Below are 23,112 nucleotides of genomic sequence, written 5' to 3'. Positions count from 1 at the left end.
GACGGACCGCACAGGCGGCCCGTGCGCGGTGCCCGGCGGGGCCGCGCACGGGCCGCCGTGCGGGTCGGCAGCGCTTGCGGCGGACGGCTAGACCAGCGGGGTAAGGAACCGTTCCGGCTGGCAGGCCTCGCAGGGGTGGGCGTTGCGCGTGAGGAGCTCTTCGCGGGCCTGCGCGGTGGACATGGTCCTCTCGCCCCCCTTCGGTACCCAGCATCCGGCGTGATGCAGCTCGTGCATGTTCCGGCCGGACCCCCGGTGGGTGGTGACCGGCCACACGGCGTGCTCCATGTCGGCCCGGTACGGCGGGCGGCCGTCCCCCGCGTGGTGGCCGCCGGAGGCGGTCGGTTCCTCCTCCATGTACTCGTCGTCGGTGAGGAGTTGCAGGACCACGGCGCGGACCCAGTCGCGCGGGTCCATCCCCGACTCCTGCGCGGCCGCCGTGATGAGGGCGAGTTCGTCGTCGCTGAAGAGCTGCTCCATGCCGCGCGACGGTAGCAGCGCGGGGGGCTCGGCGGGGGGTGGTTGCGCAGGTCGCAGTACCGGTGCGCGGAGTACCACCGCGGTGCCCGGCGGCGGTTCCCGGCGGCCGGGAGATTAGCCCGAAGGGGTGACGCCGGGGGGCGGCTCAGCCGGCCGGTGGCCCGGTGCAACGGCCGGGCGGCAGCAGGGCGACCGCACCGGTACCAGTCGTGCCGTGCTGGCGCCGCTCGAGGGCGAATCCCACGGCGCCGGCACCGACCGGGCTCGCCGGATTGGTGATCACAAATGGAGGTCCGGCACCGGAACCTCCCCTAGGCTCCAGGAGGATCGAACCGGCCAGGCTGTCCGGCGAGTTCGTCTGGCACCACCACGCCGACACCGATGAGATGTTCCTGGTCGTCAGCGGCCGTCCGAGGATCCGGCTGCGGGACGCCAGAGACAGAACCGGACGAGCGGTTTCCGATCACAGGGGCCCTGACCGAAGATCCCGAAGCGTCCGGATCGCACGGCAGAACTGACGGGCCAAAAGCTTCGGGCTTCCAAACGAACAGACCGGATGGTTCGGTACCGCTGTCAAATGATCTCGGTACCCGTACCGGTACGGACCGTGCTGTCCGCGCTGCCCTCCACACCCATGCTGTGACTGCGCCCTGGGGTTCGGGGCGTGCTCGTTCTACGGGAGGAAGCAGTGCCCAAAACACTCAATGGGGAGGACACCCCGTTGCACGGGGCGTCGGTGGAACCGCCGGAGGGGTCCGTGGGCGTCAGAGCTCGCGTCGAGATCCCCGTGCAGCGGGCCGACGGGGCCTGGACGCCCGGCCAGATGGTGACGTTCACCGGGCTCGGCGACGGGCTGGAGCACGTGGCGGTGCAGTTCGGACCGATCGCGGACGTCCCGCTGGTCCGGCTGCACTCCGAGTGCCTGACCGGCGACGTCTTCGGCTCCGCGCGGTGCGACTGCGGCCCTCAGCTGACCGAGTCGATGCAGCTGCTCGCCGCCTCCGGCGGCGTCCTGCTCTACCTGCGCCAGGAGGGCCGGGGCATCGGGCTGTACAACAAGCTCGACGCCTACCGCCTGCAGGACCAGGGCCTGGACACGTTCGCCGCCAACCGCGAGCTGAACTTCTCGGACGACCTGCGGGACTACCGCTCGGCCGCCCAGATGCTGCAGGCTCTCGGGGTGACGCGGATCAGGCTGCACACCAACAACCCCGACAAGGCCGAGCAGCTCGCCTCGTACGGGATCGAGGTCGTCGAACAGGTCCGTACCGGAATCTTCCGTAACGAGAACAACGACCACTACCTGCGCGCCAAGGCCGAGTACGGCGGCCACTCGATCGAACTCGTGGAAGGAACAGCGTGATCCAGCACCGGGGACCCATCAGCGGCATCGCGGCCTGGCAGGACGCCTACGTCGCCACCGCCGGCTACGACAACCAGGTCATCTGCTGGGACCAGCGGACCGGAACGGCCATCGCCCGCTCCTTCCACGACCACCTGGCCAACCAGTGCTCGTTCTCGCCGGACGGACGCCACCTGGTGACCTCCTCCAGCGACTACACCGCCCGCCTGTGGACGGTGCCGGACCTGCGCCTGGTCGCGGTCCTCGCCGACCAGGAGGACGACGTGGAGATGTCGGTCTTCCACCCGTCCAAGGAGCTCATAGCCACCGCCTCCCGCGACCACCGGGTACGGGTCTACGACTTCACGGGCAAGCTCGTCGCCCGCTTCACCGGCCACACCGCCGACGTCATCTCGGTGGAGTGGGCCCGCGACAGCGACGAGCTCATCTCCTCCAGCGACGACGGCACCATCAAGCGCTGGTCCCTGGAGACCGGCGGGCTGATCGCCGACCTCGACATGGACGGCATCGAGACCGACACCATCGCCATCTCCTCCGGCGGCACCATCTTCGCGGGCAACGACGAGGGCCAGATCATCGTCGTCGGCCCCACCGAGCGCAAGGTCCTGCCGGCCCACGAGGCGGGCATCAAGCGCCTGGTCCTGGACGACGCCCGCAACCTGCTGGTCAGCCTCAGCTACGACCGCACCATGCAGCTGTGGGACGTCGCCTCGGGCGTCCCCGAGCGGCGCGACACCACCGCCCTGCCGGACGACGTCTGGCCCCGCTCCTGCGCCTTCGCCGGCGGCTCCCGGCTGGTCTTCGCGACCTTCGGCGCCGGCTACCGCGGCTACGACTACGAGGGCAAGGCCTGGGACGCCGCCGAGGTGCCGCCCACCCAGGGCGTCAACGCCGTGCTGCCCACCGCCTCCGGCACGCTGACCATCGGCGACGCGGGCATCGTGCACCGCGGCGACAGCGGCGTCGTGCACCACGAGGGCGAGGTCGTGGCCCGCACCGGCAGCCTGTGCAACTTCCTCACCCCGCTCGGCGGCCTGGTGCTCTCCGGCGGCCAGCTCGGCAAGGTCTTCGACGCCCTGACCGGCCGTGAGCTCCACCAGCACCGCTCCCCGCTCAACTGCGGCGCGGCCTTCGAGCGCGACGGCGCCTCCTACGCGGTCGTCGGCGCCTACACCGGCGAGGGCCTGCTGCTGCGCCTGACCGGCGCCGGCGAGGCCGAGCACGTCGAGGACCTGCCGCTGCACACCAACGCCGTCAAGGGCGTCGCGGTCTCCGGCGACCTCATCTTCTCCGTGGCCGCCGACGCCTCCGCGACCTGGTACCGCATCTCGGACCTCACCAAGGTCGCCACGATCGAGGACGCGCACGACCGGATCGCCAACGGCTGCGCGGGCCTGGGCGACGGCTGGTTCGCCAGCGTCAGCCGCGACCTGAAGCTGCGCATCTGGGACCCGCAGCAGCGCGCCGAGGTGCTCGACACCCCGCACACCCACTCCATCAAGTGCGTCGCCGCCTCCGGCGACGGCCGCGTGGTCGCCTCCGGTTCCTACAACGGCCGCATCGCGCTCTACGACCGCACCGCCGGCGAGTGGACCGCCGTCGTCCGCCCGACCACCGCGGGCATCTCGTCCCTCACCTGGGACGCCGAGCGCAAGGCCTTCGCCGCGTCCTCCTACGACGGCCAGGTGTACTACACGCCCGGCATCTAGCACGGGCACCCGCACCGGTCGCGGGGGAGGCGAGGACTGCTCGCCCGCCTCCCCCGCGACCGCCCCATGCCCGGACCCGCCTCAGCACCAGCACCACCCAGCACCAGTAACACGACAGGACCGTGCACCGATGGGCGCAAGCCACTCCATAGCCGACCGGTATACGGTCGAACGCACCGAAGCCGCGCCGCTCGACGAGGCCCTCTACGCCGTCGTCCTGCACAGCGACTTCCGCGACCACTACGCCGGCGGCCGCGACGTCTGGACCGGTGAGGAGGCGATGCGGCAGGCGCCGCGCCTGCTCATGGACGCCCTCCGCACCCGGACCGGCGCCGGCACCCCCGCCCACGTGCTCGACATCGGCGCCGGCCGCGGCCGCGACGCCGGACTCCTGCTCGCCGCCGGACACCGGGTCACCGGCATCGACCTCGTCGCCTCCCCCGAGTGGGAGACCCTCATCCGCCGCCACCCGGGCCGCGCCCGCTTCCTCGCCACCGCCGCCCTCGACCTGCCGGGCACCGCGCAGTACGACGCGGTCCTGGACAACGGGTGCTTCCACCACCAGCACCCCGGCACGTACGGCCCGTACCTGCGCCGCGTCCGCGAACTGCTGCGCCCCGGCGGCCTCCTCACGCTCTCCGTCTTCCACGCGGCGGACGGCAGGGGCGGCCTCTACGCCAACGAGGGCAGCCGCCTCTACCGCGAGTTCACCGAGGCCGAGCTGACCGCGCTGGCCGCCTGCCACGGGTTCGCCCTCGTGACGACCCGCCAGGTGCCCCGCGCCGTCGGGGACCTCACCTATCTGGTGAGCACGTTCCGCCGCGCCGGAGCCGGCGTGCGGCCGACCGGAAGCCCCCTCCGACCGTCCACGGGAGACCAGTCATGACCAGCAGTACGCCGCCGGTCGTCCTCGCCAACCCCAACACCCTGACCGACCGGGCCGCGATGGGCCTGCCCGACGCCTTCGTGTCGCGCGGCCCGCAGTACCTCCTGGCCGGCCACCGCGACCTGCTCGCCACGGAGCCGGACGCCCTCGTCGCGATCGCGCAGGACCCCGCCGAGCCGTTCGCCCGCCGCCACGCCGCCGGCACCGTCCTCGGCCTCGTCGGCGATCCGCGGATCCGCCCCGAGGACCCACCGATGGCCGACGTGCCCGCCGCCCGGGTCAGCCTCGGCCTGGAGCCCGGCGAGGTCGGCGAGGTCACCGCCCGCTGGCGCCACGCCGGGGTCGAGGAGGAGTGGATCGCCAAGGAGGCCCCCGTCCACGAGGCGGACCTCGCGGCCTTCCGCATCGCCCTGTACCCCGTCACCAACGCCGAGTTCCGCCTGTTCCTGGAGGACACCGGCCGCACCGAGCTGCCGACCACCTGGCGCTTCGGCGTCTACCCCGGCCAGCTCGCCAACCACCCCGTGTGGACGGTGACCCCCGAGGCCGCCGACGCCTACGCGGCCTGGCTCGCGGCCCGCACCGGGCGCGCCTTCCGGCTGCCGACCGAGGCCGAGTGGGAGTACGCCGCCTCCGGCGGGGACGGCCGCGACTTCCCCTGGGGCGACGACTTCCGGCCCGGGGCCGCCAACACCGTCGAGGAGGGCCCCCTGGCGACCACGCCGATCGGCATCTTCCCCGCAGGGCGCTCGCCGTTCGGCGTGCACGACCTCGCGGGCAACATCGAGGAGTACGTGGCCGACGACTACGCCGCCTACCCCGGCGGGGAGGAGATCGCCGACGACCTCGCCCTCACCCAGGGCGCCTACCGGATCGCCCGCGGCGGCAGCTTCACCCGCTTCGGTGACCTCGCCCGCGTCCGGCGCCGGCACGGCTGGTACAAGCGCGACATCTACGCCATGGGCTTCCGCCTCGCGGAGACGCCGTGACGGCCCCGGACGGCGCCACGCCCGCCGAACAGGAGGCGATGCGGCGGGCGCTCGCGCTCGCCGTCACCGCGCTGGGCCGCACCAGCCCCAACCCCGTCGTCGGCTGCGTCCTGCTGGACGCGGACGGCACCACCGTGGCGGAGGGCTACCACCGCGGCGCCGGCCACATGCACGCCGAGGTCGAGGCTCTGGCCGCGGCCGGGCACCGGGCGCGGGGAGCAACGGCCGTGGTCACCCTGGAGCCCTGCGCGCACCAGGGCCGTACGGGGCCCTGCGCGGACGCGCTGCTCGCGGCCGGGGTCACCCGCGTGGTGTACGCGGTGCCGGATCCCGTCCCCGGCCACGCGGGCGGCGCCGAGCGGCTGCGCGCCGCCGGGGTCGAGGTCGTCGGCGGCGTCCTGCGCGAGGAGGCGGAGCGGGCCAACGAGCTGTGGCTGACCGCCACCCGGCTCGGCCGGCCGTGCGTGACCTGGAAGTTCGGCGGGAGCCTGGACGGCCGCTCGGCGGCGCCCGACGGCACCTCGCGCTGGATCACCGGCCACGAGGCCCGCGCCGACGCGCACACGCTGCGGGCCACGCACGACGCGGTGCTCGTCGGCTCGGGGACGCTGCGGGCGGACGACCCGCACCTCGGGCTGCGGCACGGCGTGGAGGGCAAGCCGCCGCTGCGCGTGGTGCTGGACCGCACCGGCGGCATCCGCCCGGACGCGCGCGTCCTGGACGACGCGGCGCCCACCCTCGTGGTCGTCGGCGAGTCGGCGGCCCCGCCCGTACTCCCCCACGGCCACGCGGTGCTGACCCTCCCCGAGCCCGGCGGGCGGCTGGACCTCACGGCGCTCGTGAAGGCGCTGTACGAGCGGGGGCTGCGCTCCGTGCTGCTGGAGGGCGGCGCCCGGCTGGCCGCGGAGTTCGCGGCGCAGGGCCTGCTCGACCGCGTCGTGGCGTACGTCGCCCCGGTGCTGATCGGCGGTGAGGGGCGCGCGGTGCTCGACGGGTTCGGCGCGGGCACCCTGAGCGAGGCGCTGCGCCTGCGGCTGGACGAGGTGACCCGGCTCGGCGACGACGTCCGGATGGTGCTGCGCGCCCGCCCCCTCCCCGGCGGCCCGGAGCCGGAGGAGGTGTCGTGACCCCGCGGGTCGCGGTCGTCTACCACAGCCGGCGCGGCACCATGCGGTCGCTGGCCGAGGCCGCGGCCGCCGGGGCGCAGGCCTACGGCGCCCGGGTGCGGCTGCTGCGCGTCGCCGACGACAGGGCCGGCCCCGCGTGGCCGGACGAGGAGGCCGGGCCGGAGGACGTGCTGTGGGCCGACGGCCTGGTGCTGGCCTCCCCCACGTACTTCGGCAACGTCTCCGCACCGTTCAAGCGGTTCCTGGACGGCACGACGAAGCTGTGGTGGGACGGGCTGCTGACCGACCGGGTGGTGACGGGGATGACGGCCTCGACCTGCCTGCACGGCGGCCGCGAGGCCACCTTGCTGACGCTGTACCAGTCGGCCCACCACTGGGGGGCCTGGACCCTCGGCGCCGGGCCGGACCGGCCCGGCGATCCCGCAGATCCGGCCGATCCGTCCTGTGACGGCGTGGGCGGCAATCCGTACGGGCTGGCGGTCACCGCCCTCCGCGACGGCAGCGTCGCGGAGCACGACCGGGCCGCGGCCCGGGAGCTGGGCCTCCGCCTGGCCGGCGTGGCCGCCCGGGCGCGGTCCGGCGGCCGTCCCGCCCAGGACGCCGCGGTCCGCAGCCGGGTGACGGTCGTCCACTGCGCCGAGGACGAGACGGTCCGGCTGCTGGCGCAGGAGTGCGCGGCCGGGGCCCGGGAGGTCGGTGCCGAGGTGCGGCTGCGCCGGCTGGCGGGGCCGGGCGTGCGGCGGGAGTCGGGGCTGCCCGGCCGTGCGGGCGGCGCCCCGGCGGCGGCCGCCGCCGACCCGGCCGACGTGGCGTGGGCGGACTCGGTGGTCCTCGGCGCCCCGGTGCGGGCCGGCGCGGTCTCCGCGCCGCTGCTGGGCTTCCTGCAGTCACTGGAGCCCCCGGCCGGGCCGGGGCCGCTCGCGGGCAAGCCCGCCAGCGGGTTCGTCTCCACCGCCCGCCCGCACGCGGGCAGCGAGTCGGCGCTCCTCTCCCTCCACCACGTGCTGCACCACTGCGGTGCGGTCGTGGTGCCGCCGGGCTACACCGATCCCGTGGTGTTCGAGGCCGGCGGCAATCCGTACGGCACGTCGCACGCCCGGTCGGCGGGGGTCCTGCCGACCGTCCAGGCGCTGGCGGCCGCCCGGCACCAGGGCAGGCGCGCGGCCCTGGCGGGCGACCGGCTGCGCCGCCGGCCCGCCCCTGACGCCGGCCTCCTCGACACCCCCCTGGAGAAGGAACTCACATGACCGTGCAGCAGTACGACGACATCGGTGAGGCGTACGAGGGCTTCAAGTCGCTGCCCATGGCCCGCTACCCGGAGTCGGACAGCTTCCTGCGGATGCTCGGGGACCTGAGCGGCAAGTCGGTCCTGGACCTGGCGTGCGGGACGGGCTTCTACAGCCGGCAGGCGAAGCTGCTCGGCGCCGCGGAGGTCCTCGGCGTCGACGTCTCCGACACGATGGTGGCCGCCGCCTGGTCCATCGAGAAGCGCAACCCCCTGGGGGTGCGCTACCTGGTGGGCGACGGCGCCGACCTGCCCCTGTTCGACCGGCACTTCGACGTGGCGACGGCCGTCTACCTCCTCAACTACGCCGACGACGCGGCCACGATGGAGTGGATGTGCCGGGGCGTGCACCGCAGCCTGCGGCCGGGCGGGGAGTTCTTCGTCCTCACCCAGGCGCCGGATTTCCGCTTCGACGGGCCGCCCACGGAGAAGTACGGCTTCCGTTACGAGCCGGTGGGCGAGGGCGAGGTGGGGCCGCGGGTACGGATCACGGCGCTCCTCGACTCCCCCGTCGAGTTCGTGACCAACTACCCGCGGCGCGAGGTGTGCGAGGGCGCGCTGTGGGCGGCCGGCTTCCGGGACGTCACGTGGGTGCCGCTGGAGGTGCCCGAGGACGGCATCAGCATGTACGGCGCGGAGTTCTGGGAGGGCTTCCTCGCCAACCCGCCGCTGGCGATGCTGCGCTGCACGGCCGGCTGACGGCGGCCGGGCCTGCGGCGCGGCGACGCACTGCTCCTACGGCTCCGACGGCCCTGACGGCCCCGGCGGCGATCGTCCGCCGCCGGGGCCGTCCTTCGTGCGCGCTCAGAGCAGCCACGGCCGGAAGTCGTCCGCGGGCGGCAGGCCGGAGGTCTCCCGGGCGGCCGCGGCGGTGCGGTGGACGTGGAACAGCAGCCGGACGGCCGCGCCGGGGTCGCCGAAGGCGACCTGCCCGTCGGGCTCCTCGCGCAGGGCCCGGTCGATGCGGGGGACGACGGTGCGCGGGCCGATGATGGTGGCGCCGGCGGAGAAGAGCATCCGCTCGACCTCGCAGTACGGCGCGGGCTCGGCCGCGGGGGCGGTGGAGGTGGTGATGACCGCGACGGGCTTGCCGACGAGCGGGGAGCCTTCGGTGGGCCACGTCAGCCAGTTGAGGAGCGTGCGCAGGGAGGTGGGTGGCGCGGCGTCCGTCTCGGGGGTCGTGATGACGATGCCGTCGGCGAGCGAGGCCATCTGGCGCAGGGCGTCGGCGACGGGGTGCGAGGGGGCGATGATCTCGCTGCCCGCCCGGGCCAGTACGGACGGCGCCGTGCTGACGACGAGCCGGGTGCCGGAGGCGCCGGGGGCCGAGAGCGCGCGGAGCAGCGGGTCGCCGTAGGGGTCGTCGTCGGCCGGGGCGCTCAGCCCCAGCAGCAGTACGTTCTCCACGGTCGGACTCCTTCCTTGACGTATGGGGGCCTTGGGGTGCGCAGGCCTTGGGGACGGGGGCCCTGGGGGAAGGGCCCCGGAGGTGCGGGAGTGAGGTTGCGGGGCCGGCCGGTCAGCCGGCCGGGGCGGGGCGCAGGCGTCTGGAGACCAGCACGCCTGCCAGGGCGAGCGCCGCGGTGAGCGCGAAGGTGAACACGAGCCCGGCCCGGGTGGTCGCGCCGTGCCGGTGGGCCGTGGCGACCGCGGCGCCGCCGATGCCGGAGACCAGGCCGGTGGCGAGGGTCTGGGCGAGCTGCAGGGAGCTGCTGACGAGGCCCTGTTGTGCAGCGGGGGCCTGTTCGAGGGTGTCGGTCGTGGCGGCGTTGAAGGCGATGCCCATGCCGGCGCCGCCCACGGCCCAGCCCGCGACGGCGACCAGCGGGGGCACGGCCTCGGCGAGGACGGCGGCGGCCATGACGGCGAGGCCGGCGAGCAGGACGGCGAAGCCTAGGGTGACGCTGCCGGTGCGGCCCTGCGCCCGGCCGTCGCGGCGGGCCTGCCAGGCGGAGCCGGCGACCCAGGTGATGGCACCGGCGGACAGGCCGAGACCGGCCAGGGAGGCGTTCACGCCGCGCAGTTCCTGCAGGCCGAGCGGGAGGAAGGCCTCGCTGCCGAAGTAGACGCCGCACAGCAGGAAGCGGATGCCGATGCCGGCGCCGACTCCGGCCCGCAGGCCGAGGGTTCCGGCGGGGGTGACCCGGCGCAGGGCGGGCACGGCGACGGCCGGGCCGGCGAGGGCGAGCGGGATCAGCAGGGCGAGGTTCTCGAGGAGCAGCGCCTGGAGGAAGAGTGCGGTGCCCGCGGTGAGGAGGATGCTCGCGGCGAGGGGGCTCTGCCACCAGGGGCCGGCGGGGGCGGCGGCGGGGGCGGCCGAGGGGTGGCCGAGCCTGCGCACCCCGGGGAGGGTGAGGGCGGCGGCGAAGGCGATCAGCGGCAGCATGAGCAGGAACACGCCGCGCCAGCCGGCGAGGTCGGAGAGGGTGCCGGCGACGACGGGGCCGATGAGCGAGGGGACGGTCCAGGCCGAGGAGAGGAGGGCGAACATGCGCGCCCTGAGGTGTTCGGGGTAGGCGAGCCCGATCACGGTGTAGGCCATGCTCATGACAGCCCCGACACCGAGGCCCTGGAGCGCGCGGCCGAGCAGGAACAGCGGCCAGGAGACCGCCGCGCCCGCCACCGCGCAGCCGACGGCGAAGACCAGCATCCCGGCGGCCATGGAACGCGCGGGCCCGCTCCGGTCGGCCGCGCGTCCGGCGACGACCGTGCCGACGATGTTGGCGAGCATCAGGGCCGACAGGCCCCAGCCGTAGGCGCCGAGTCCGTGCAGGTCGTCGGCGATGCCGGGCAGGACCGTGGCCACGCCCAGGGATTCGAACGCGACCATGCTCACGGACAGGACGACGCCGAGGGTCAGCGCGCGGCGGGCCCCGGAGAAGACGCTCTCCGCCGGACCCTCCCCCGCCGTCGCCGACGGCGGGGAGCCGTCCGCACCGGGCGGTGCGAGCGGGCCGCCGGACCCCTCCACCACCTGGTTCACCTCCTGCGACACGACGACCTCCAGCACAAAGTTTCGTTACGTTCCGGGACGGAACCAATTGCAGCTTACCTATACTGGCCGCATGGTGAACACCCCGAACGGCGCGGTGGCCGAAGCGCGGGAGACGCGCGAAGCCGGTCAGCAGCGCACAGGAAGGCCACGGGACGGCCGCATCGACGCAGCCGTGCCCGCCGCGGTGATGGAGATCCTCAACGAGTCGGGCTACGGGAACCTGACGCTCGAAGCGGTGGCCGCCCGTGCGGGGACGAGCAAGCCGGCCCTGCGCCGGCGCTGGCAGTCCCGCCAGCACCTCGTCGTGGACGCGCTGGTCACCACGGTGGGCGCCACCCCGACCCCCGACACCGGCTGCACCCACTGCGACCTGATCGCCGGCATCGGCACGCTCAGCCAGGCCTTCGGCACGACGCTGGGGCGGCGCGTCCTGCCCGCCCTCGTGGCCGACCTCGCCGACCACCCCGAACTGGAGAGCCTGTTCCTGGAGCGCTTCTTCCACACGCGCCGGGCCTCGACGGCCGAGGCGCTGCGCCGCGGCATCCGGCGCGGGGACCTCCGCCCCGACGCCGACATCGACCTGCTGCTCGACATGCTGGCCTCCACCACGTACTACCGGGTGCTCTTCGGGCACCTTCCGGTGACCGCGACGCTCGCGGAGGACGTGGTCGAGGTCGTGCTCAAGGGCGTCGCCACCGAAGCCTGGCGCGGACGCCACAGCCACGGGGTCTTCGACGGCTTCTGACGCACGGGGGCAGCGGAGGCCGGGCGCCGTGACGGCCCGGCAGGTACGAGGGGAGGGAGAGACTGTTGCTCAGCCGCGACAGCGAAATGACGGCCCTGGACGGGGCCTTGTCCGCCGCGGAGGCGGGCATGGGGGCCAGCCTGCTGCTGGAGGGCGGCATCGGCGCCGGCAAGTCGCACCTGGTGCGCGCCGCGCTGAGGACCGCCCGCAGCAAGGGCTTCGGAACGGTCTCCGCGCGCGCCAGACCCGGCGAGCGCGACCGCGCCCACGGCGTCCTGCACCAGATCCGCGACCAGCTGACCGGCCTGCCCGGTGCCGCCGGAGAACCCGGGGGCCCGCGGGCGGCGGACGGCGCGGACGGGGCCGAGGAGGCCGCCGCGGTGCACCGGATGATCACGGCCGCCACGACCGGCGCCCCCCTGCTGGTCGCGATCGACGACCTGCAGTGGACGGACGCCCCGTCGCTGCACTGGCTCGGCTACCTGACGGCCCGTCTGGAAGGCCTGCCCATCGTCCTGCTGGCCACCCTGGGCACGGACCGCCCCGACCTGACCGGCGAAGGCGCGGGCCGGCAGGGCTCCGAAACCGCGGCCGGCGTCGCCTCCTTCTTCCACCGCCGCGTGGTGCTGCAGGGTCTCAACGCCGACAGCGTCGGCTATCTGCTGACCTCCTTCCTCGGCGAGCCCGCGGACGACGCCCTCGCCCGCGCCTGCCGCACGGCCACCGGCGGCAATCCGCTGCTGCTCCAGGCCCTGCTGCGCGAACTGCGCCGCACCGGCCTCGCGCCCGGGGACCTCTCCGCCGACGGCGTGGCCCGGCTGGCGCCGGTGGAGGTCGCCGAGACCCTGCTGACCCGGCTCGGCGGCTGCTCCCCCGAGGTCGGCGCCGTGCTCGATGCCGTCTCGATCGTCGCGCCCGGTGCGAGCGCCCCGCTCGTCTCCCGGCTCGTCGGCATCGGTGCGGGCGAGGCGGCCGACGCCCTCTACCGGCTGGTGCGCCGGGGCATCCTGACGGAGGGGCACGACGGCATCGGCTTCGCCCAGCCCGTGGTCATGGCCTCCTTCCGGGCCCGGATGCCGCCCAGCGAACGGGCACGCCTGCACGCCGAGGCGGCCAAGGCCCTCTACGCCGGCAGCGCCCCCCGCGAGCGCATCACCGCGCACCTGCTGCCCGGCGCCCCCGTGGGCGAGCGCTGGGCGCTGCGGCTGCTCGTGGACGCGGCCGACGCGGCCCTCGCGGGCGGCGCCCTCGCCGAGGCCCGGGTCTGCCTGGAGCGCGGCCTCGCCGAGTGCGGGCCGGAGGAGGAGCCGGGGCTGCTGCGCAGGCTCGGCCACATCGAGCTGGCCGACGGCCCCGAGCCCGCGGTCGCCCGGCTGCGCCGCACGGTCGACCTGATCCGGGGCGACACCGGGCACCGGGCCATGGCCCTGCTCGACCTGGCCCAGGCCGCCGCCCTGACTGGCGACGTGCCGGAAGCACTGCGGATCGTGGAACAGGAGGCGGCCGAACTCGACCGCGCGGGCGCCCCGAAGGAACTGCGGGCGGGCTTCCGCGCCGTACGCGGCCTGCTGGAGCTCCTCGAAGGCCGCGGGATGCACCAGGCACCGCCCTCGACGTCCTCCCCCGCGCAGCTCAGCGAAGTCGCCCGGAGCCCGTGGGTGCGCCGGGCCGAGGCCGCGCTGGCCGCCGTGAGCGCCCAGTGGAGCGGCACGCAGCGGGCCGAGGCGCTCCAGCAGGCCCGCCTGGCGCTCAGCGAGCCGGCCGCCACCGTCAACGACCACGCCCTGATGCGGCTGGGCCTCGTCCTCGTCCTGGCCCGTTCGGGTGCCGAGGAGGAGGCCCTGGAGAACTGCACGGCCCTGCTGAGCGCCGCGACCGCGGAGGGGTCGCGCACCGTGGCGGCGCTCGCCCGGGCCGTGCTCGCCGAATGCACCTACCGCGCGGGCCGGCTGACGGAGTGCCTGGACGCGGCGCACGAGGTGCTGGAGCGGGGCCCGGAGCCCGCCGAGCACGAGTGGCTGGGCTCCGCCATGGCCCGCGGCTGGCTGGGCAGCGCCCTCTACGAGTCCGGGGACCTGGACCAGGCGCAGCGGGTCCTGCTGGAGCCCGGCCTGGAGGGCACGGTGCCGGCGGTCACGCTGCCGGGCCTGCTGTTCCACCGCGGGCGGCTGCAGGTAGCGCTGGGGCGGGTCGGTCCCGGGCTGGCGGACCTGGAGGAGTGCGGGCGGCTGCTGCTGCACCGGGGCTGGACCGGTCCGGCGCTGTGGCCCTGGCGTTCCGAGGCGGCCCTGGCGCACGCCCGGCTGGGCAACGAGGAGGCGGCCCGGCAGCTCGCCGGCGAGGAACTGGCCCTCGCGCGGGCCTTCGGCGCGCCCCACGCGGTGGGTGTCGCCCTGCGCGCGGCCGGGCTGCTGGCTCCCGGCGAGGAGCGGGCGGCGCTGCTCACCGAGTCCGTCCAGCAGTTGCGGGAGGCGGGTGCGGCGCTCGACGAGGCGCGGGCGCTGCGCGACCTCGGGCGCGAGCTGATGCGCACCCGCAAGGCGCGCCAGGCCCGGGAGCACCTGCGGGCCGCGGCCGCGCTGGCCGAGAAGTGCGCGGCGAACGTCCTGGTGCAGGAGCTGCGCCAGGACATGGTCGAGGCGGGGGCGCGCCCTCGCCGCGACACCGAGATCGGCCCCGCGTCGCTGACCCCCGCCGAGCGCCGGACCGCCCTGCTCGCGGCGGAGGGGCTCACCAACAAGGAGATAGCCGGGCGGCTGTACGTGACCCGGCGCACGGTGGAGATGCACCTGAGCCGCGTCTACCGGAAGCTGTCGATCTCCGACCGCCGTGCCCTGCGGCTGGTGACGGGCGATCAGCGGCCGCCGTCGCCCTCCGGTCCGCACCCGCAGCACGAGGCGGCGGAGTCCTGCGCGTGACGGCGGCGGCCCGTCGCTCCGCCCCGGCTTCCCCGGTCGGAAGGGGCGGGCCGCCGCCGGCCGGTCAGGGGCGTACGGCGACCGCGTCGACCTCGAAGAGCATGCCCGGCAGGGCGAGCCCGGCGACGCCGAGCAGGGTCTGGGCCGGGGGCTTGTCGCCCCAGATCCGGCCTATGACCGCGACCAGGGCCTCCAGCTTGGCCTGGTCGTTGCCGACGATGTAGGTGCCGAGGCGGACGACGTGGCCGTGGTCGAGGCCCGCGGCGGCCAGGGCGGTGCCCAGGTGGGCGAAGGAGAGCTCGACCTGCTCGGCGAAGTCCTCGGAGGTCACGTGGCCGTCGGCGTCGGAGGCGTACTGCCCGGCGACGAACACGAGGTCCGGCGACGGCGCGTCGACGACGTGGCTGTAGCCGAAGCCCGTGGGGTCGTGCAGGGCGGCGGGGTTGACGATGGTGTGGGACATGGTCGCTCTTCCTCGGTGCACTCGTGCGGGTCCGTGTACGGGTCTGCGGTGGAGCCGGTGGTCAGGCGCGTGCGTCCGCGAACCAGCGGCGGGTGCGCTCGGGCACCTCGGGGACGTCCCGTTCCACGTTCTTCATGACGTCGGCGAGGGTCTGCGCGGCGAGCTCCCTGCGCCAGGCGAGCTCGGCCCGGCGCATGGCTCGGTCGATCAGGCACCGGCTGCCGTCGGCGGCCGGCTCGCCCAGCGGGCCCTGCTCGCGGATCTCGGTGCAGCGGAAGGCCGGTTCGGGCCCCTCGATCGCCGTCACCACGTCCATCAGGGTGATGTCCTCGGGCGCCCGGGCCAGCCGGAAGCCGCCGCGGGGGCCGGGCACGGAGGAGACGATGCCCTCGCGCGCCAGGGCCTGCATCTGCTTGTTGAGGTACGCCGTGGGCAGGTCGTGGAAGGCCGCCAGGCGGGCGGCCGGCACCGCCTGCTCCCCGCCGGTCCAGGCCAGGTTGAGGCAACAGTGCAAGGCCCACTCGACGCCACCGCTCATCTTCACAACCTGGACACTACATAACCAGGATATCTAATGTCCAGGATTAAACGGGGGGCCGCCGGCGCCGCGGTGGACGGCGGCCCCCTCCCGGCTCAGCGGCCTTCGCCGGGCGGCGTGCCGCAGCTCGGGCCGCCCGGCCCGCCGACCTGCACCGAGCTGAAGAAGTCCCGGTAGGCGGGGAAGAAGTTGCCCTTGCCGGTCGGACCGGCGGAGGTGGCGGCCGTACAGCCGCCGTAGTGCTTGTCGGACCAGAGGTGGACGGTCGAAGCGGTCCGGTTCCAGTCCGACTTGGCCCGGTCGTCCATGCCGAGCGCCGCGAGATCCGGCGCGTTCGCCCCGATTGTGATCATGTCGCCGGTGCCGTCGAGGCCCGAGAACATGCAGTAATAGCCGCTGGGGCACCGGTCGTACCCGTCGGCCGCACGGGCCGTGGAGACGGGAAGCAGGACGGCGGCCGCAGCCACCACCGGCGCGAGAAGAGCACGCATCACATTCCTCATCCGCCAGACGCTAGAGGGGATCGACCGCGCCGGGGAGCCCCTGCGGGGTCGGCACATCCGTTCTGGATACGCCGACCGGATGCACCCCGCCCCCGACCCGTTTGAAGCGGGCACCAACCGGAACATAACCCTCCGTCAGATCCAGTGGAGAGGGTCCTTCGTGAGATGTCGCCGGGCGTGCCGCCGGGCCGCAGGAGTGGCGGTCGCTCTGGTGCTGCTGACCGGCGGGAGTCCGGCCGCGCCCGCCCCGCACCGCCTGCGGTGGGGGCCGTGCCCGGCGGAGGTCGCGGCGCCCGCCCGCAGCGGTCTGCAGTGCGCCACGGTCCGGGTGCCCCTGGACCACGCGGCACCGGAAGGCCGCAGCATCACGATCGGCGTCTCCCGGCTCGCGGCCACCGGACCCGGACCCCGGCGCGGGGTGCTGCTGCTCAACCCGGGCGGCCCCGGCGGACCCGGGACGCCCATGCCGCTGTGGTTCGCGGCGCACGTGCCCGCCTCCGTACGGGCCGGTTACGACCTCATCGGCTTCGACACGCGCGGCCTGTTCACCAGCACCCCGGTCTCCTGCAGGCTGAGCGCCGCGCAACTGCGGCACGCGCCCGTGTCCATGCCCCTCCCCCACCGGCCCTTCGCCGCCACCGCCGAGCTGCACCGCAGCATCGCGCAGTCGTGCGCCCGGCACGCCGGGGACCTGCTGCCGACCATGTACACGGCCAACACCGCCCGGGACATGGACCGCATCCGGCGCGCGCTCGGCGAGGAGCGCATCTCGTACTACGGCGTGTCCTACGGCGCCCACCTCGGCGCCGTGTACGCCACCGCCTTCCCCCGCCGCACCGACCGGGTGATCCTGGACAGCGCGCCCGACGCCCGGGCCGGCTGGTGGAAGGCCCTGCGCGCCTTCGGGCCGGGAAGCCAGCAGCGCTTCCCCGACCTCACCGCGTACGTGGCCGAGCGGAACGCCGCCTATCACCTGGGCGCGACGGCCGACGAGGTGTCCGAGACGTACGCCCGGCTGCTCGCGGAGACCGCCGCGCATCCGAAGGACGTCGGTCACTACGCCGTGGACGACAACGTCCTGCGCCAGATCACCCTGCAGGCCCTGTTCTCGGACGCCTTCTTCCCGCAACTGGCGGACGTGTGGCGCTACCTGGCCCGCGCGCCCGGTGCACCCGACGAGGCCGGGGCGGAGAAGGCCCTGGTCCCACTGCAGGCGGCCGTCCCCCTGGAGCCGCGGACCCAGCAGCTGGTCCTGCCGACCATGCTGGCCGTCCTGTGCCAGGACACCCCGTGGCCGCGCTCGGTGGACACCTACCGGCGGGCGCAGCAGCACGACGCGTGGCGCCATCCCGTCGCCGGGGCCATGACCGGGAACATCTGGCCGTGCGCCTTCTGGCCGTACCGCCCCGAGGAGCCTCCCGTGCGCATCGGCGGCCGGGGCCCGCGCAACATCCTCATGCTGCAGAACCGCCGCGACCCCGCCACGCCGTACGCGGGGGCGCGGGCCGTGCGCAAGGCCCTGGGCCGGCGCGCGGTCATGGTGGACGCCGCCCAGGGAGGGCACGGCGTCTACGGGTTCACGGCCGACCCGTGCGCCGGCGACGCGGCGACGGCCTGGCTGACCCGGGGCACGCTGCCGCGCGCCGACCTCTCCTGCCCCGCGCGGCGTACGGCCCGCTGACGTGGCCGCCGGGCCTCAGCGCAGGCCGCCCTCGCGCTCCACCGAGGCGGTGAACCGCTCGTCGTAGGCCCCGGCCAGGTCCCGCAGCGCCTGCGGGCAGTCGCCGTTGTAGGAGGGGCCGTGCATCAGGCCCAGCGTCACCGGCTCCAGCTCGGCGAGCCGGCGCATGGCCGGGGCGGTGGCGGCCGTCAGACAGGTCGCCCCGAAGACGTCCTCGGCGGCGACGGCCGGTCCGACGATCTCCTGCTCCGTGAGGGCGGGCGCATCGCCGATGCGGGTGAAGAGGTCGCCGCAGAACAGGGTCCGCGTGGTCTCCTCGAAGAGCAGCCCGGCGTCCCAGCCGTGCGGCACGTGCGGGGTCTCCAGCCGCCGGACCCGCTTCCCGCCGAGGTCGATCACCTCGCCGTCGCTCAGCGGCACCGGCGGGCGGTCGGCCAGGTCGTTCACGGAGACCAGGCAGCCCATGGCCCCGTGCGCCGCGCGGGCCTGCGGCGCGGCGGCGAGCCAGGAGTTGAGCGAGCCGCACTCGTCGGCCTCGACGTGCCCGAAGGTGATCCAGCGGAGGTTCTCCACCGGCGTCACCCGGGCCACGGCCTGCGACACGAGCGGGAAGAGCGACCGCAGCCCGCAGTGGAACAGCAGCGGCTCCTCGGCGTCGACGAGGAACTGGTTGAACGTGAAGTCCGCTTCCTGGACGTACGTCGACAGCCGGTAGACGTCCGGCGCGATCTCCGTGACCCGGGTCTCCATGGGCACCGCCTCTCTCCCCCGGCTTCGCGGGTACGGCGCCAGTCTCGCGCGGCCCGGCCTGTTGTCTCGGTACCGGCACCCAAATGCTCCGGGGCGTGTTACGGGGCGCTCCGTGATCCATCTGCCGCCCGGCGAACGGAATCGTGGAGTCCTGAACGTCCGGATGAAGGAGACGCGCCCCCATGACCGACGCCGCCGACGGCCGCGCAGCGCACCCCGCCCACGACGATCTGCAGTACGACCGGATCGGCGGGGACTACGAGCTCTCCAAGCTGCTCCCGCTGACCCGGTTCGTGGAACGGCCCAGCGTGCTGGGCCTGCTGGCCGACGTGCGGGACAAGAGCGTCCTCGACCTCGCCTGCGGCACCGGCGTCTACAGCCGGCACGCCCGCCGGCTGGGCGCGCGGCGCGTGCTGGGCGTGGACATCTCCCCCAAGATGGTCGAGGTCGGCCGGGCCGCGGAGGAGCGCGAGCCGCTGGGCGTCGAGTACGCGGTCGGCGACGGCACCGAGCTGCCGCGCCTGGGCGACTTCGACGTGCTGCTGGCGGCGTACCTGTTCAACTACGCCGACTCCCCGGGGACGATGGGGCTCATGGCCCGGTCGTGCGCGCGCAACCTGCGCGAGGGCGGCGAGCTGCGGGCCCTCGTCGCGCACCCGGACCACGACTTCGGCCGGCCGCTGCCGCAGAAGTACGGCTTCTCCTTCGAGCAGGCGGAGGACCCGGCGCACGACGGCCGGATCCGGGTCACGGCGCACACGCAGCCCCCGGTCAGCTTCACCGCCTACCTGCCGTCGGGGCGGGTGTACGAGGAGGCCTTCACGGCCGCCGGGTTCCGTGACTGCACGTGGAGCCCGGTGCGGCTGGCCACCGAAGGCGTCCTGGAGTTCGGGCCGGAGTACTGGGACGACTTCACGGCCAACCCGCCGTGGGTGCTCTTCCGCTGCGTCAAGGGCGCCGGGGACAGCCGCGGGTGAGCACGGAGACCAGGGCGCGGCCTCCCATGGACTTCCTGCTGCCCGAGCGCCTGGACGAGGCGCTGGAGGCCATGGCCGCCCGCGCGGGCACGGTCCCCGTGGCGGGCGGCACCGACGTGATGGTGCGGCTGAGCACGGGGCGCGAGCGCCCCGCGGCCGCCGTCGACCTCACCCGCATCGCCGCGCTGGCCCGCTGGGAGCGGTCGGCCGGCGAGGTCCGGCTGGGCGCTGCGGTGCCGTACACCCGGATCGCCGAGGAACTGGCCGCGCCGCTGCCCGGACTGGCGGCGGCTGCCCGCACCGTGGGCTCCCGCCAGATCCGCAACCGCGGCACCGTGGGCGGCGCCCTCGGCACCGCCTCCCCCACGGGCGACGTCCACCCCATGCTGCTGGCGTGCGGTGCGGAGGTGGAGCTGGTGTCCGTGCGCGGCGCCCGCCGGGTGCCGGTACGGGACTTCTACACCGGCCCGGGCCGCACGGTCCGTGCGCCGGACGAGCTGATCCGCGCGGTACGGATACCGGAGGCGGAGGGCCCACAGGCCTACGCGAAGGCCGGGCGCCGCGGCGCCGTGGTGATGGCGACCTGCTCGTTCGCGGTGACGCTGTGGCCCTCCCGCGCGTGGGTGGGCACCGGCATCGGCTCTGCGGCGCCGGTGCCCCTGCCGGCCCTGGAGGCCGAGCGGTTCATCGCCGGGGAGCTCGCCGAACGGAGGTTGTGGCGGACGCGGGGGCCGCTCCCGGAGGGTGTGCTCAAGCGCTTCGGGGAACTGGCCGCGGCGGCGACCGCACCGGCCGACGACGTACGCGGCTCGTCCGCCTACCGCCGGCACGCGGTGGCCGTGCTGGCGCGCCGGGCCCTCGGCTGGGTGTGGGACGACCACCGCACGGGCCCGAGGACGGAGAGGGAGTCATGCGCCTGACCTTGACGGTGAACGGCGAGCAGCGCGACATCGAGGGCGTGGCCGGGACGGAGAGCCTGCTGTACGTCCTGCGGCAGCGCCTCGGCCTGCACGGCGCGAAGAACGCCTGCGAGCAGGGCCAGTGCGGCTCGTGCTCGGTCCATCTGGACGGGGTGCTGGTGTGCGCGTGCCTGGTGCCCGCGCCCCAGGCCCACGGGCGGAGCGTGGAGACGGTCGAGGGCCTGGCCGGCGGGGACGGGCCGCACCCGGTGCAGGAGGCCTTCCTCGCCTGCGGCGCCGTGCAGTGCGGCTTCTGCACGCCCGGCATGCTCAAGGCCACCGAGGACCTGCTGCGCCGCTGCCCCGACCCCGGCGAGGCGGAGATCAAGGACGCCCTCGCGGGGAACCTGTGCCGCTGCACCGGCTACCGGCACATCCTCGAGGCCGTCCGCCTGGCCGCCGCCCGCACGCGAGCCCTGGAGCCCCGCCCGTGACCCCGTACGCCACGCACGCCCGCCGCGTTGCGGGGACGGTCGGCGACAGCGCGCCGCGCCCCGACGGGCCGCTGAAGGTCCGGGGCGCCTTCGCGTACTCCTCCGACCTGGAGGCGGAGGGCATGCTGTGGGGCACGACGCTGCGCAGCCCCCACCCGCACGCCCGGATCCTGTCCGTCGACACCTCCGCCGCGCTGGCCCTGCCCGGCGTCCGCGCGGTGCTGACCCACCGCGACGTGCCCGGCCGCAACCTGCACGGCTCGATGGTCGTCGACCAGCCGGTGCTCGCCGTGGACACCGTGCGCTACGAGGGCGAGCCGGTCGCCGTCGTGGCCGCGGAGGACCCGGAGACGGCCCGCCGCGCCGCGGAACTGGTGCACGTCGCCTACGAGGTGCTGCCTCCGGTCACCGACGCCGAGGCGGCCCTCGCCCCGGACTCCCCCGCCGTGCACCCGGCCGGCAACCTCCTGCGGCACGTCCCCCTGCGCCGCGGCCGCGCCGCGCGCGGCGAGCCGCTCACCGCCGACGTGGTGGTGCGCGGCGTCTACGAGGTCGGCATGCAGGACCAGGCGTTCCTGGGGCCCGAGTCCGGCCTGGCCGTGCCCGACCCGGACGGCGGGGTGTCCCTGCACGTCGCCACGCAGTGGCTGCACGTCGACCACGACCAGGTCGTCGAGGCCCTGGGCCTGCCGCGCGAGAAGGTGCGGCTGTACCTGGCGGGCGTGGGCGGGGCGTTCGGCGCGCGCGAGGACCTGTCGATGCACGCGCACGCCTGCCTGCTGGCGCTGCGCACCGGCCGCCCGGTGAAGATGTGCTACACGCGCGGCGAGTCCTTCGTCGGCCACGTGCACCGCCACCCGGCGAGGATGGCCTACGAGCACGGCGCCACGCGCGACGGCAGGCTCGTCTACGTCAAGGCGTCGATCGTCCTCGACGGCGGCGCGTACTCCTCCAGCTCCCCCGCCGTGGCCGGCACCGTCGCCACCTGCTCCCTCGGCCCGTACGAGGTGCCGGACGCCGAGGTGGACGTGCGCGTCGTGTACACCAACAACCCGCCGTGCGGGGCGATGCGGGGCTTCGGCGCCGTGCAGACCTGCTTCGGCTACGAGTCGCAGATGGACCGGCTCGCCCGTGAACTGGGCATGGACCCGGTGGAGCTGCGGATCCGCAATGCGGTCGCCGAGGGCTCGGCGGTGGCCAACGGCCAGGTCCTGGACCACCCGGCGCCGGTCGCCGAGCTCCTGCGCCGGGTGCGGGAGCGGCCGATGCCCGGGCCGTCGCTGCCGGAGGGCGGCCACCTGACCGGCACCACCTCGCGGGGCGAGTCGGTCGTGCGCGGCGTGGGCTACGCCGTCGGCTTCAAGAACGTCGGCTTCGTGGAGGGCTTCGACGACTACTCCACGGCCCGGGTCCGGCTGGAGGCCGGCGGCGGGCAGGTGCGGGCGGTGGTCACCAGCGCGGCGGCCGAGGTCGGCCAGGGCGTGGTGACCGTGCAGGCCCAGATCGCCCGCACCGAACTCGGCGTCGAGCAGGTGGCGGTGGAGTTCGGGGACAGCGCCTTCGGCTCGGCCGGCCCCTCGTCGTCCTCCCGCCAGACGTACGTCACCGGCGGCGCGGTCAAGGCGGCGGCCGAGGCGGTGCGGGCCCGCGTCCTGGAGCGCGCGGACCGGCTGCTCGGCCGGGCCGGCACCGCCACGGGCCTGTCCGGCGAAGCCGTGACCGGCGCCGGCGGCGAGGTGCTGTGCAAGCTGGCCGACGTGCTGGGCGACGGGGCCGTCGAGGAGACCGTGGAGTGGCACCACCGGCCGACGTTCCCCCTGGACCCGCACACGGGACAGGGCGACTCGGTCTTCCAGTTCGCCTTCGCCGCCCACCGGGCGGTGGTGGACGTGGACGTCGAGCTCGGCCTCGTGCGGACGGTCGAGATCGCCACCGCGCAGGACGTCGGCAAGGCCGTCAACCCGCAGGCCCTGCTGGGCCAGATCCACGGCGGCACGGTGCAGGGCCTGGGGCTCGCGCTGATGGAGGAGATCCGGGTCGAGGGCGGCCTGATGCAGAACCCCTCGTTCACCGACTACCTCATCCCGACCGTCCACGACGTGCCGCCGATGCACGTGGACGTGCTCGAACTGGCCGACCCGCACGCCCCCTACGGCGTGCGCGGCGTGGGCGAGCCGCCGAACATCTCCAGCCCCGCCGCCGTGGCGGCGGCCGTGCGGGACGCCACCGGCCTGGCCCTCCCGCGCATCCCGCTGCGTCCGGAGGACGTGGCGGGGCTGACGGCCGCGGACGACGCCGGGGGGCGGTGAG

Annotated in this window: 21 protein-coding genes; 14 read left to right on the top strand and 7 right to left on the bottom strand. The window is 75.1% G+C overall.

Going from position 1 to position 23,112, the window contains the following annotated elements:
* Nucleotides 1-87 precede the first annotated feature (87 nt).
* Entirely contained in the window at nucleotides 88-480 is a 393-nt protein-coding gene (locus AS857_RS13025) for a DUF6233 domain-containing protein (RefSeq protein WP_058043265.1), read from the bottom strand.
* An 823-nt stretch (nucleotides 481-1,303) separates the two neighbouring features.
* Here AS857_RS13025 and AS857_RS13020 point away from each other — a divergent pair.
* The 7 genes from AS857_RS13020 to AS857_RS12990 all read left to right on the top strand — a co-directional run bounded on the left by AS857_RS13020 (nucleotide 1,304) and on the right by AS857_RS12990 (nucleotide 8,538).
* Entirely contained in the window at nucleotides 1,304-1,843 is a 540-nt protein-coding gene (locus tag AS857_RS13020; RefSeq protein ID WP_079110444.1) for a GTP cyclohydrolase II, read from the top strand.
* Entirely contained in the window at nucleotides 1,840-3,552 is a 1,713-nt protein-coding gene (locus tag AS857_RS13015) for a WD40 repeat domain-containing protein (protein ID WP_058043263.1), read from the top strand. The genes AS857_RS13020 and AS857_RS13015 overlap by 4 nt, the downstream gene beginning before the upstream one ends.
* A gap of 130 nt (nucleotides 3,553-3,682) precedes the next feature.
* Nucleotides 3,683-4,438 (top strand): SAM-dependent methyltransferase, encoded by a 756-nt coding sequence (locus AS857_RS13010; protein WP_058043262.1) that lies wholly within the window; start codon nucleotides 3,683-3,685, stop codon nucleotides 4,436-4,438.
* Nucleotides 4,435-5,427 (top strand): formylglycine-generating enzyme family protein, encoded by a 993-nt coding sequence (locus tag AS857_RS13005; protein ID WP_058043261.1) that lies wholly within the window; start codon nucleotides 4,435-4,437, stop codon nucleotides 5,425-5,427. The genes AS857_RS13010 and AS857_RS13005 overlap by 4 nt, the downstream gene beginning before the upstream one ends.
* Nucleotides 5,428-5,465: 38 nt before the next feature.
* Nucleotides 5,466-6,554 (top strand): bifunctional diaminohydroxyphosphoribosylaminopyrimidine deaminase/5-amino-6-(5-phosphoribosylamino)uracil reductase RibD, encoded by a 1,089-nt coding sequence (gene ribD / locus AS857_RS13000; RefSeq protein WP_058044116.1) that lies wholly within the window; start codon nucleotides 5,466-5,468, stop codon nucleotides 6,552-6,554.
* On the top strand, nucleotides 6,551-7,801 hold the full coding sequence (locus AS857_RS12995) for a flavodoxin family protein (protein WP_058043260.1): 1,251 nt from the start codon (nucleotides 6,551-6,553) through the stop codon (nucleotides 7,799-7,801). The genes ribD and AS857_RS12995 overlap by 4 nt, the downstream gene beginning before the upstream one ends.
* On the top strand, nucleotides 7,798-8,538 hold the full coding sequence (locus AS857_RS12990; protein ID WP_058043259.1) for a class I SAM-dependent methyltransferase: 741 nt from the start codon (nucleotides 7,798-7,800) through the stop codon (nucleotides 8,536-8,538). Before AS857_RS12995 ends, AS857_RS12990 begins: the two co-directional genes overlap by 4 nt.
* Nucleotides 8,539-8,643: 105 nt before the next feature.
* Here AS857_RS12990 and AS857_RS12985 read toward each other — a convergent pair whose 3' ends face one another.
* Entirely contained in the window at nucleotides 8,644-9,246 is a 603-nt protein-coding gene (locus AS857_RS12985) for an NAD(P)H-dependent oxidoreductase (RefSeq protein WP_058043258.1), read from the bottom strand.
* 112 nt (nucleotides 9,247-9,358) lie between these two features.
* Complete coding sequence (locus AS857_RS12980; protein WP_079110443.1) at nucleotides 9,359-10,834, bottom strand: MFS transporter; 1,476 nt, start codon at nucleotides 10,832-10,834, stop codon at nucleotides 9,359-9,361.
* A 70-nt stretch (nucleotides 10,835-10,904) separates the two neighbouring features.
* Here AS857_RS12980 and AS857_RS12975 point away from each other — a divergent pair, with 70 nt between their 5' ends.
* Nucleotides 10,905-11,579: a TetR/AcrR family transcriptional regulator gene (locus tag AS857_RS12975; RefSeq protein ID WP_058043257.1), complete on the top strand. Its 675-nt coding sequence runs from the start codon at nucleotides 10,905-10,907 to the stop codon at nucleotides 11,577-11,579.
* Between the two features lie 65 nt (nucleotides 11,580-11,644).
* Complete coding sequence (locus AS857_RS12970; RefSeq protein WP_144440798.1) at nucleotides 11,645-14,497, top strand: helix-turn-helix transcriptional regulator; 2,853 nt, start codon at nucleotides 11,645-11,647, stop codon at nucleotides 14,495-14,497.
* Nucleotides 14,498-14,561: 64 nt separating this feature from the next.
* Here the strand turns inward: AS857_RS12970 and AS857_RS12965 are convergent, their stop codons facing one another.
* The 3 genes from AS857_RS12965 to AS857_RS12955 all read right to left on the bottom strand — a co-directional run bounded on the left by AS857_RS12965 (nucleotide 14,562) and on the right by AS857_RS12955 (nucleotide 15,989).
* Nucleotides 14,562-14,960, bottom strand: coding sequence for a RidA family protein (locus AS857_RS12965; RefSeq protein ID WP_058043255.1), 399 nt, complete (start codon nucleotides 14,958-14,960; stop codon nucleotides 14,562-14,564).
* 61 nt (nucleotides 14,961-15,021) lie between these two features.
* Nucleotides 15,022-15,498, bottom strand: a complete 477-nt coding sequence (locus AS857_RS12960) for an RrF2 family transcriptional regulator (protein ID WP_058044114.1) — start codon at nucleotides 15,496-15,498, stop codon at nucleotides 15,022-15,024.
* A gap of 95 nt (nucleotides 15,499-15,593) precedes the next feature.
* Nucleotides 15,594-15,989 carry a peptidase inhibitor family I36 protein gene (locus AS857_RS12955; RefSeq protein ID WP_245699802.1) on the bottom strand — a complete coding sequence of 132 codons (396 nt, stop codon included), beginning with the start codon at nucleotides 15,987-15,989 and terminating at the stop codon, nucleotides 15,594-15,596.
* Between the two features lie 172 nt (nucleotides 15,990-16,161).
* Between AS857_RS12955 and AS857_RS12950 the strand changes: the two genes are divergently transcribed.
* Complete coding sequence (locus AS857_RS12950; RefSeq protein ID WP_160330220.1) at nucleotides 16,162-17,682, top strand: alpha/beta hydrolase; 1,521 nt, start codon at nucleotides 16,162-16,164, stop codon at nucleotides 17,680-17,682.
* A 15-nt stretch (nucleotides 17,683-17,697) separates the two neighbouring features.
* On the opposite strand, the gene AS857_RS12945 is transcribed toward AS857_RS12950, so the two are convergent.
* A complete protein-coding gene (locus AS857_RS12945; protein ID WP_058043253.1) occupies nucleotides 17,698-18,432 on the bottom strand; it encodes an oxygen-binding di-iron domain-containing protein in 735 nt (244 codons plus the stop codon).
* A 182-nt stretch (nucleotides 18,433-18,614) separates the two neighbouring features.
* Here AS857_RS12945 and AS857_RS12940 point away from each other — a divergent pair, with 182 nt between their 5' ends.
* The 4 genes from AS857_RS12940 to pucD are packed head-to-tail and all read left to right on the top strand — an operon-like array spanning nucleotide 18,615 to nucleotide 23,111.
* The gene (locus AS857_RS12940; RefSeq protein ID WP_058043252.1) at nucleotides 18,615-19,409 is read left to right on the top strand and encodes a class I SAM-dependent methyltransferase; all 795 of its coding nucleotides are present in this window, start codon (nucleotides 18,615-18,617) and stop codon (nucleotides 19,407-19,409) included.
* A 26-nt stretch (nucleotides 19,410-19,435) separates the two neighbouring features.
* Entirely contained in the window at nucleotides 19,436-20,329 is an 894-nt protein-coding gene (locus AS857_RS12935; RefSeq protein ID WP_058043251.1) for an FAD binding domain-containing protein, read from the top strand.
* Complete coding sequence (locus tag AS857_RS12930) at nucleotides 20,320-20,802, top strand: (2Fe-2S)-binding protein (protein ID WP_058043250.1); 483 nt, start codon at nucleotides 20,320-20,322, stop codon at nucleotides 20,800-20,802. The genes AS857_RS12935 and AS857_RS12930 overlap by 10 nt, the downstream gene beginning before the upstream one ends.
* Nucleotides 20,799-23,111, top strand: a complete 2,313-nt coding sequence (gene pucD, locus AS857_RS12925; protein WP_058043249.1) for a xanthine dehydrogenase subunit D — start codon at nucleotides 20,799-20,801, stop codon at nucleotides 23,109-23,111. The genes AS857_RS12930 and pucD overlap by 4 nt, the downstream gene beginning before the upstream one ends.
* The last annotated feature ends 1 nt before the right edge of the window (nucleotide 23,112 follow it).

The sequence above is a fragment of the Streptomyces roseifaciens genome (genome assembly GCF_001445655.1).
Classification (GTDB): Bacteria; Actinomycetota; Actinomycetes; order Streptomycetales; family Streptomycetaceae; genus Streptomyces; species Streptomyces aureoversilis.
This window is presented reverse-complemented; position numbering and strand designations above follow the sequence as displayed.

What these genes read in the sequence shown, in the direction of transcription:
- AS857_RS13025 (WP_058043265.1), bottom strand. Translation starts at nt 480, where the DNA reads ATGGAGCAGCTCTTCAGCGACGACGAACTCGCCCTCATCACGGCGGCC.
- AS857_RS13020 (WP_079110444.1), top strand. Translation starts at nt 1,304, where the DNA reads ATGGTGACGTTCACCGGGCTCGGCGACGGGCTGGAGCACGTGGCGGTG.
- AS857_RS13010 (WP_058043262.1), top strand. Translation starts at nt 3,683, where the DNA reads ATGGGCGCAAGCCACTCCATAGCCGACCGGTATACGGTCGAACGCACC.
- AS857_RS13005 (WP_058043261.1), top strand. Translation starts at nt 4,435, where the DNA reads ATGACCAGCAGTACGCCGCCGGTCGTCCTCGCCAACCCCAACACCCTG.
- ribD (WP_058044116.1), top strand. Translation starts at nt 5,466, where the DNA reads ATGCGGCGGGCGCTCGCGCTCGCCGTCACCGCGCTGGGCCGCACCAGC.
- AS857_RS12990 (WP_058043259.1), top strand. Translation starts at nt 7,798, where the DNA reads ATGACCGTGCAGCAGTACGACGACATCGGTGAGGCGTACGAGGGCTTC.
- AS857_RS12975 (WP_058043257.1), top strand. Translation starts at nt 10,905, where the DNA reads ATGGTGAACACCCCGAACGGCGCGGTGGCCGAAGCGCGGGAGACGCGC.
- AS857_RS12965 (WP_058043255.1), bottom strand. Translation starts at nt 14,960, where the DNA reads ATGTCCCACACCATCGTCAACCCCGCCGCCCTGCACGACCCCACGGGC.
- AS857_RS12960 (WP_058044114.1), bottom strand. Translation starts at nt 15,498, where the DNA reads ATGAGCGGTGGCGTCGAGTGGGCCTTGCACTGTTGCCTCAACCTGGCC.
- AS857_RS12955 (WP_245699802.1), bottom strand. Translation starts at nt 15,989, where the DNA reads ATGCGTGCTCTTCTCGCGCCGGTGGTGGCTGCGGCCGCCGTCCTGCTT.
- AS857_RS12945 (WP_058043253.1), bottom strand. Translation starts at nt 18,432, where the DNA reads ATGGAGACCCGGGTCACGGAGATCGCGCCGGACGTCTACCGGCTGTCG.
- AS857_RS12940 (WP_058043252.1), top strand. Translation starts at nt 18,615, where the DNA reads ATGACCGACGCCGCCGACGGCCGCGCAGCGCACCCCGCCCACGACGAT.
- AS857_RS12935 (WP_058043251.1), top strand. Translation starts at nt 19,436, where the DNA reads ATGGACTTCCTGCTGCCCGAGCGCCTGGACGAGGCGCTGGAGGCCATG.
- AS857_RS12930 (WP_058043250.1), top strand. Translation starts at nt 20,320, where the DNA reads ATGCGCCTGACCTTGACGGTGAACGGCGAGCAGCGCGACATCGAGGGC.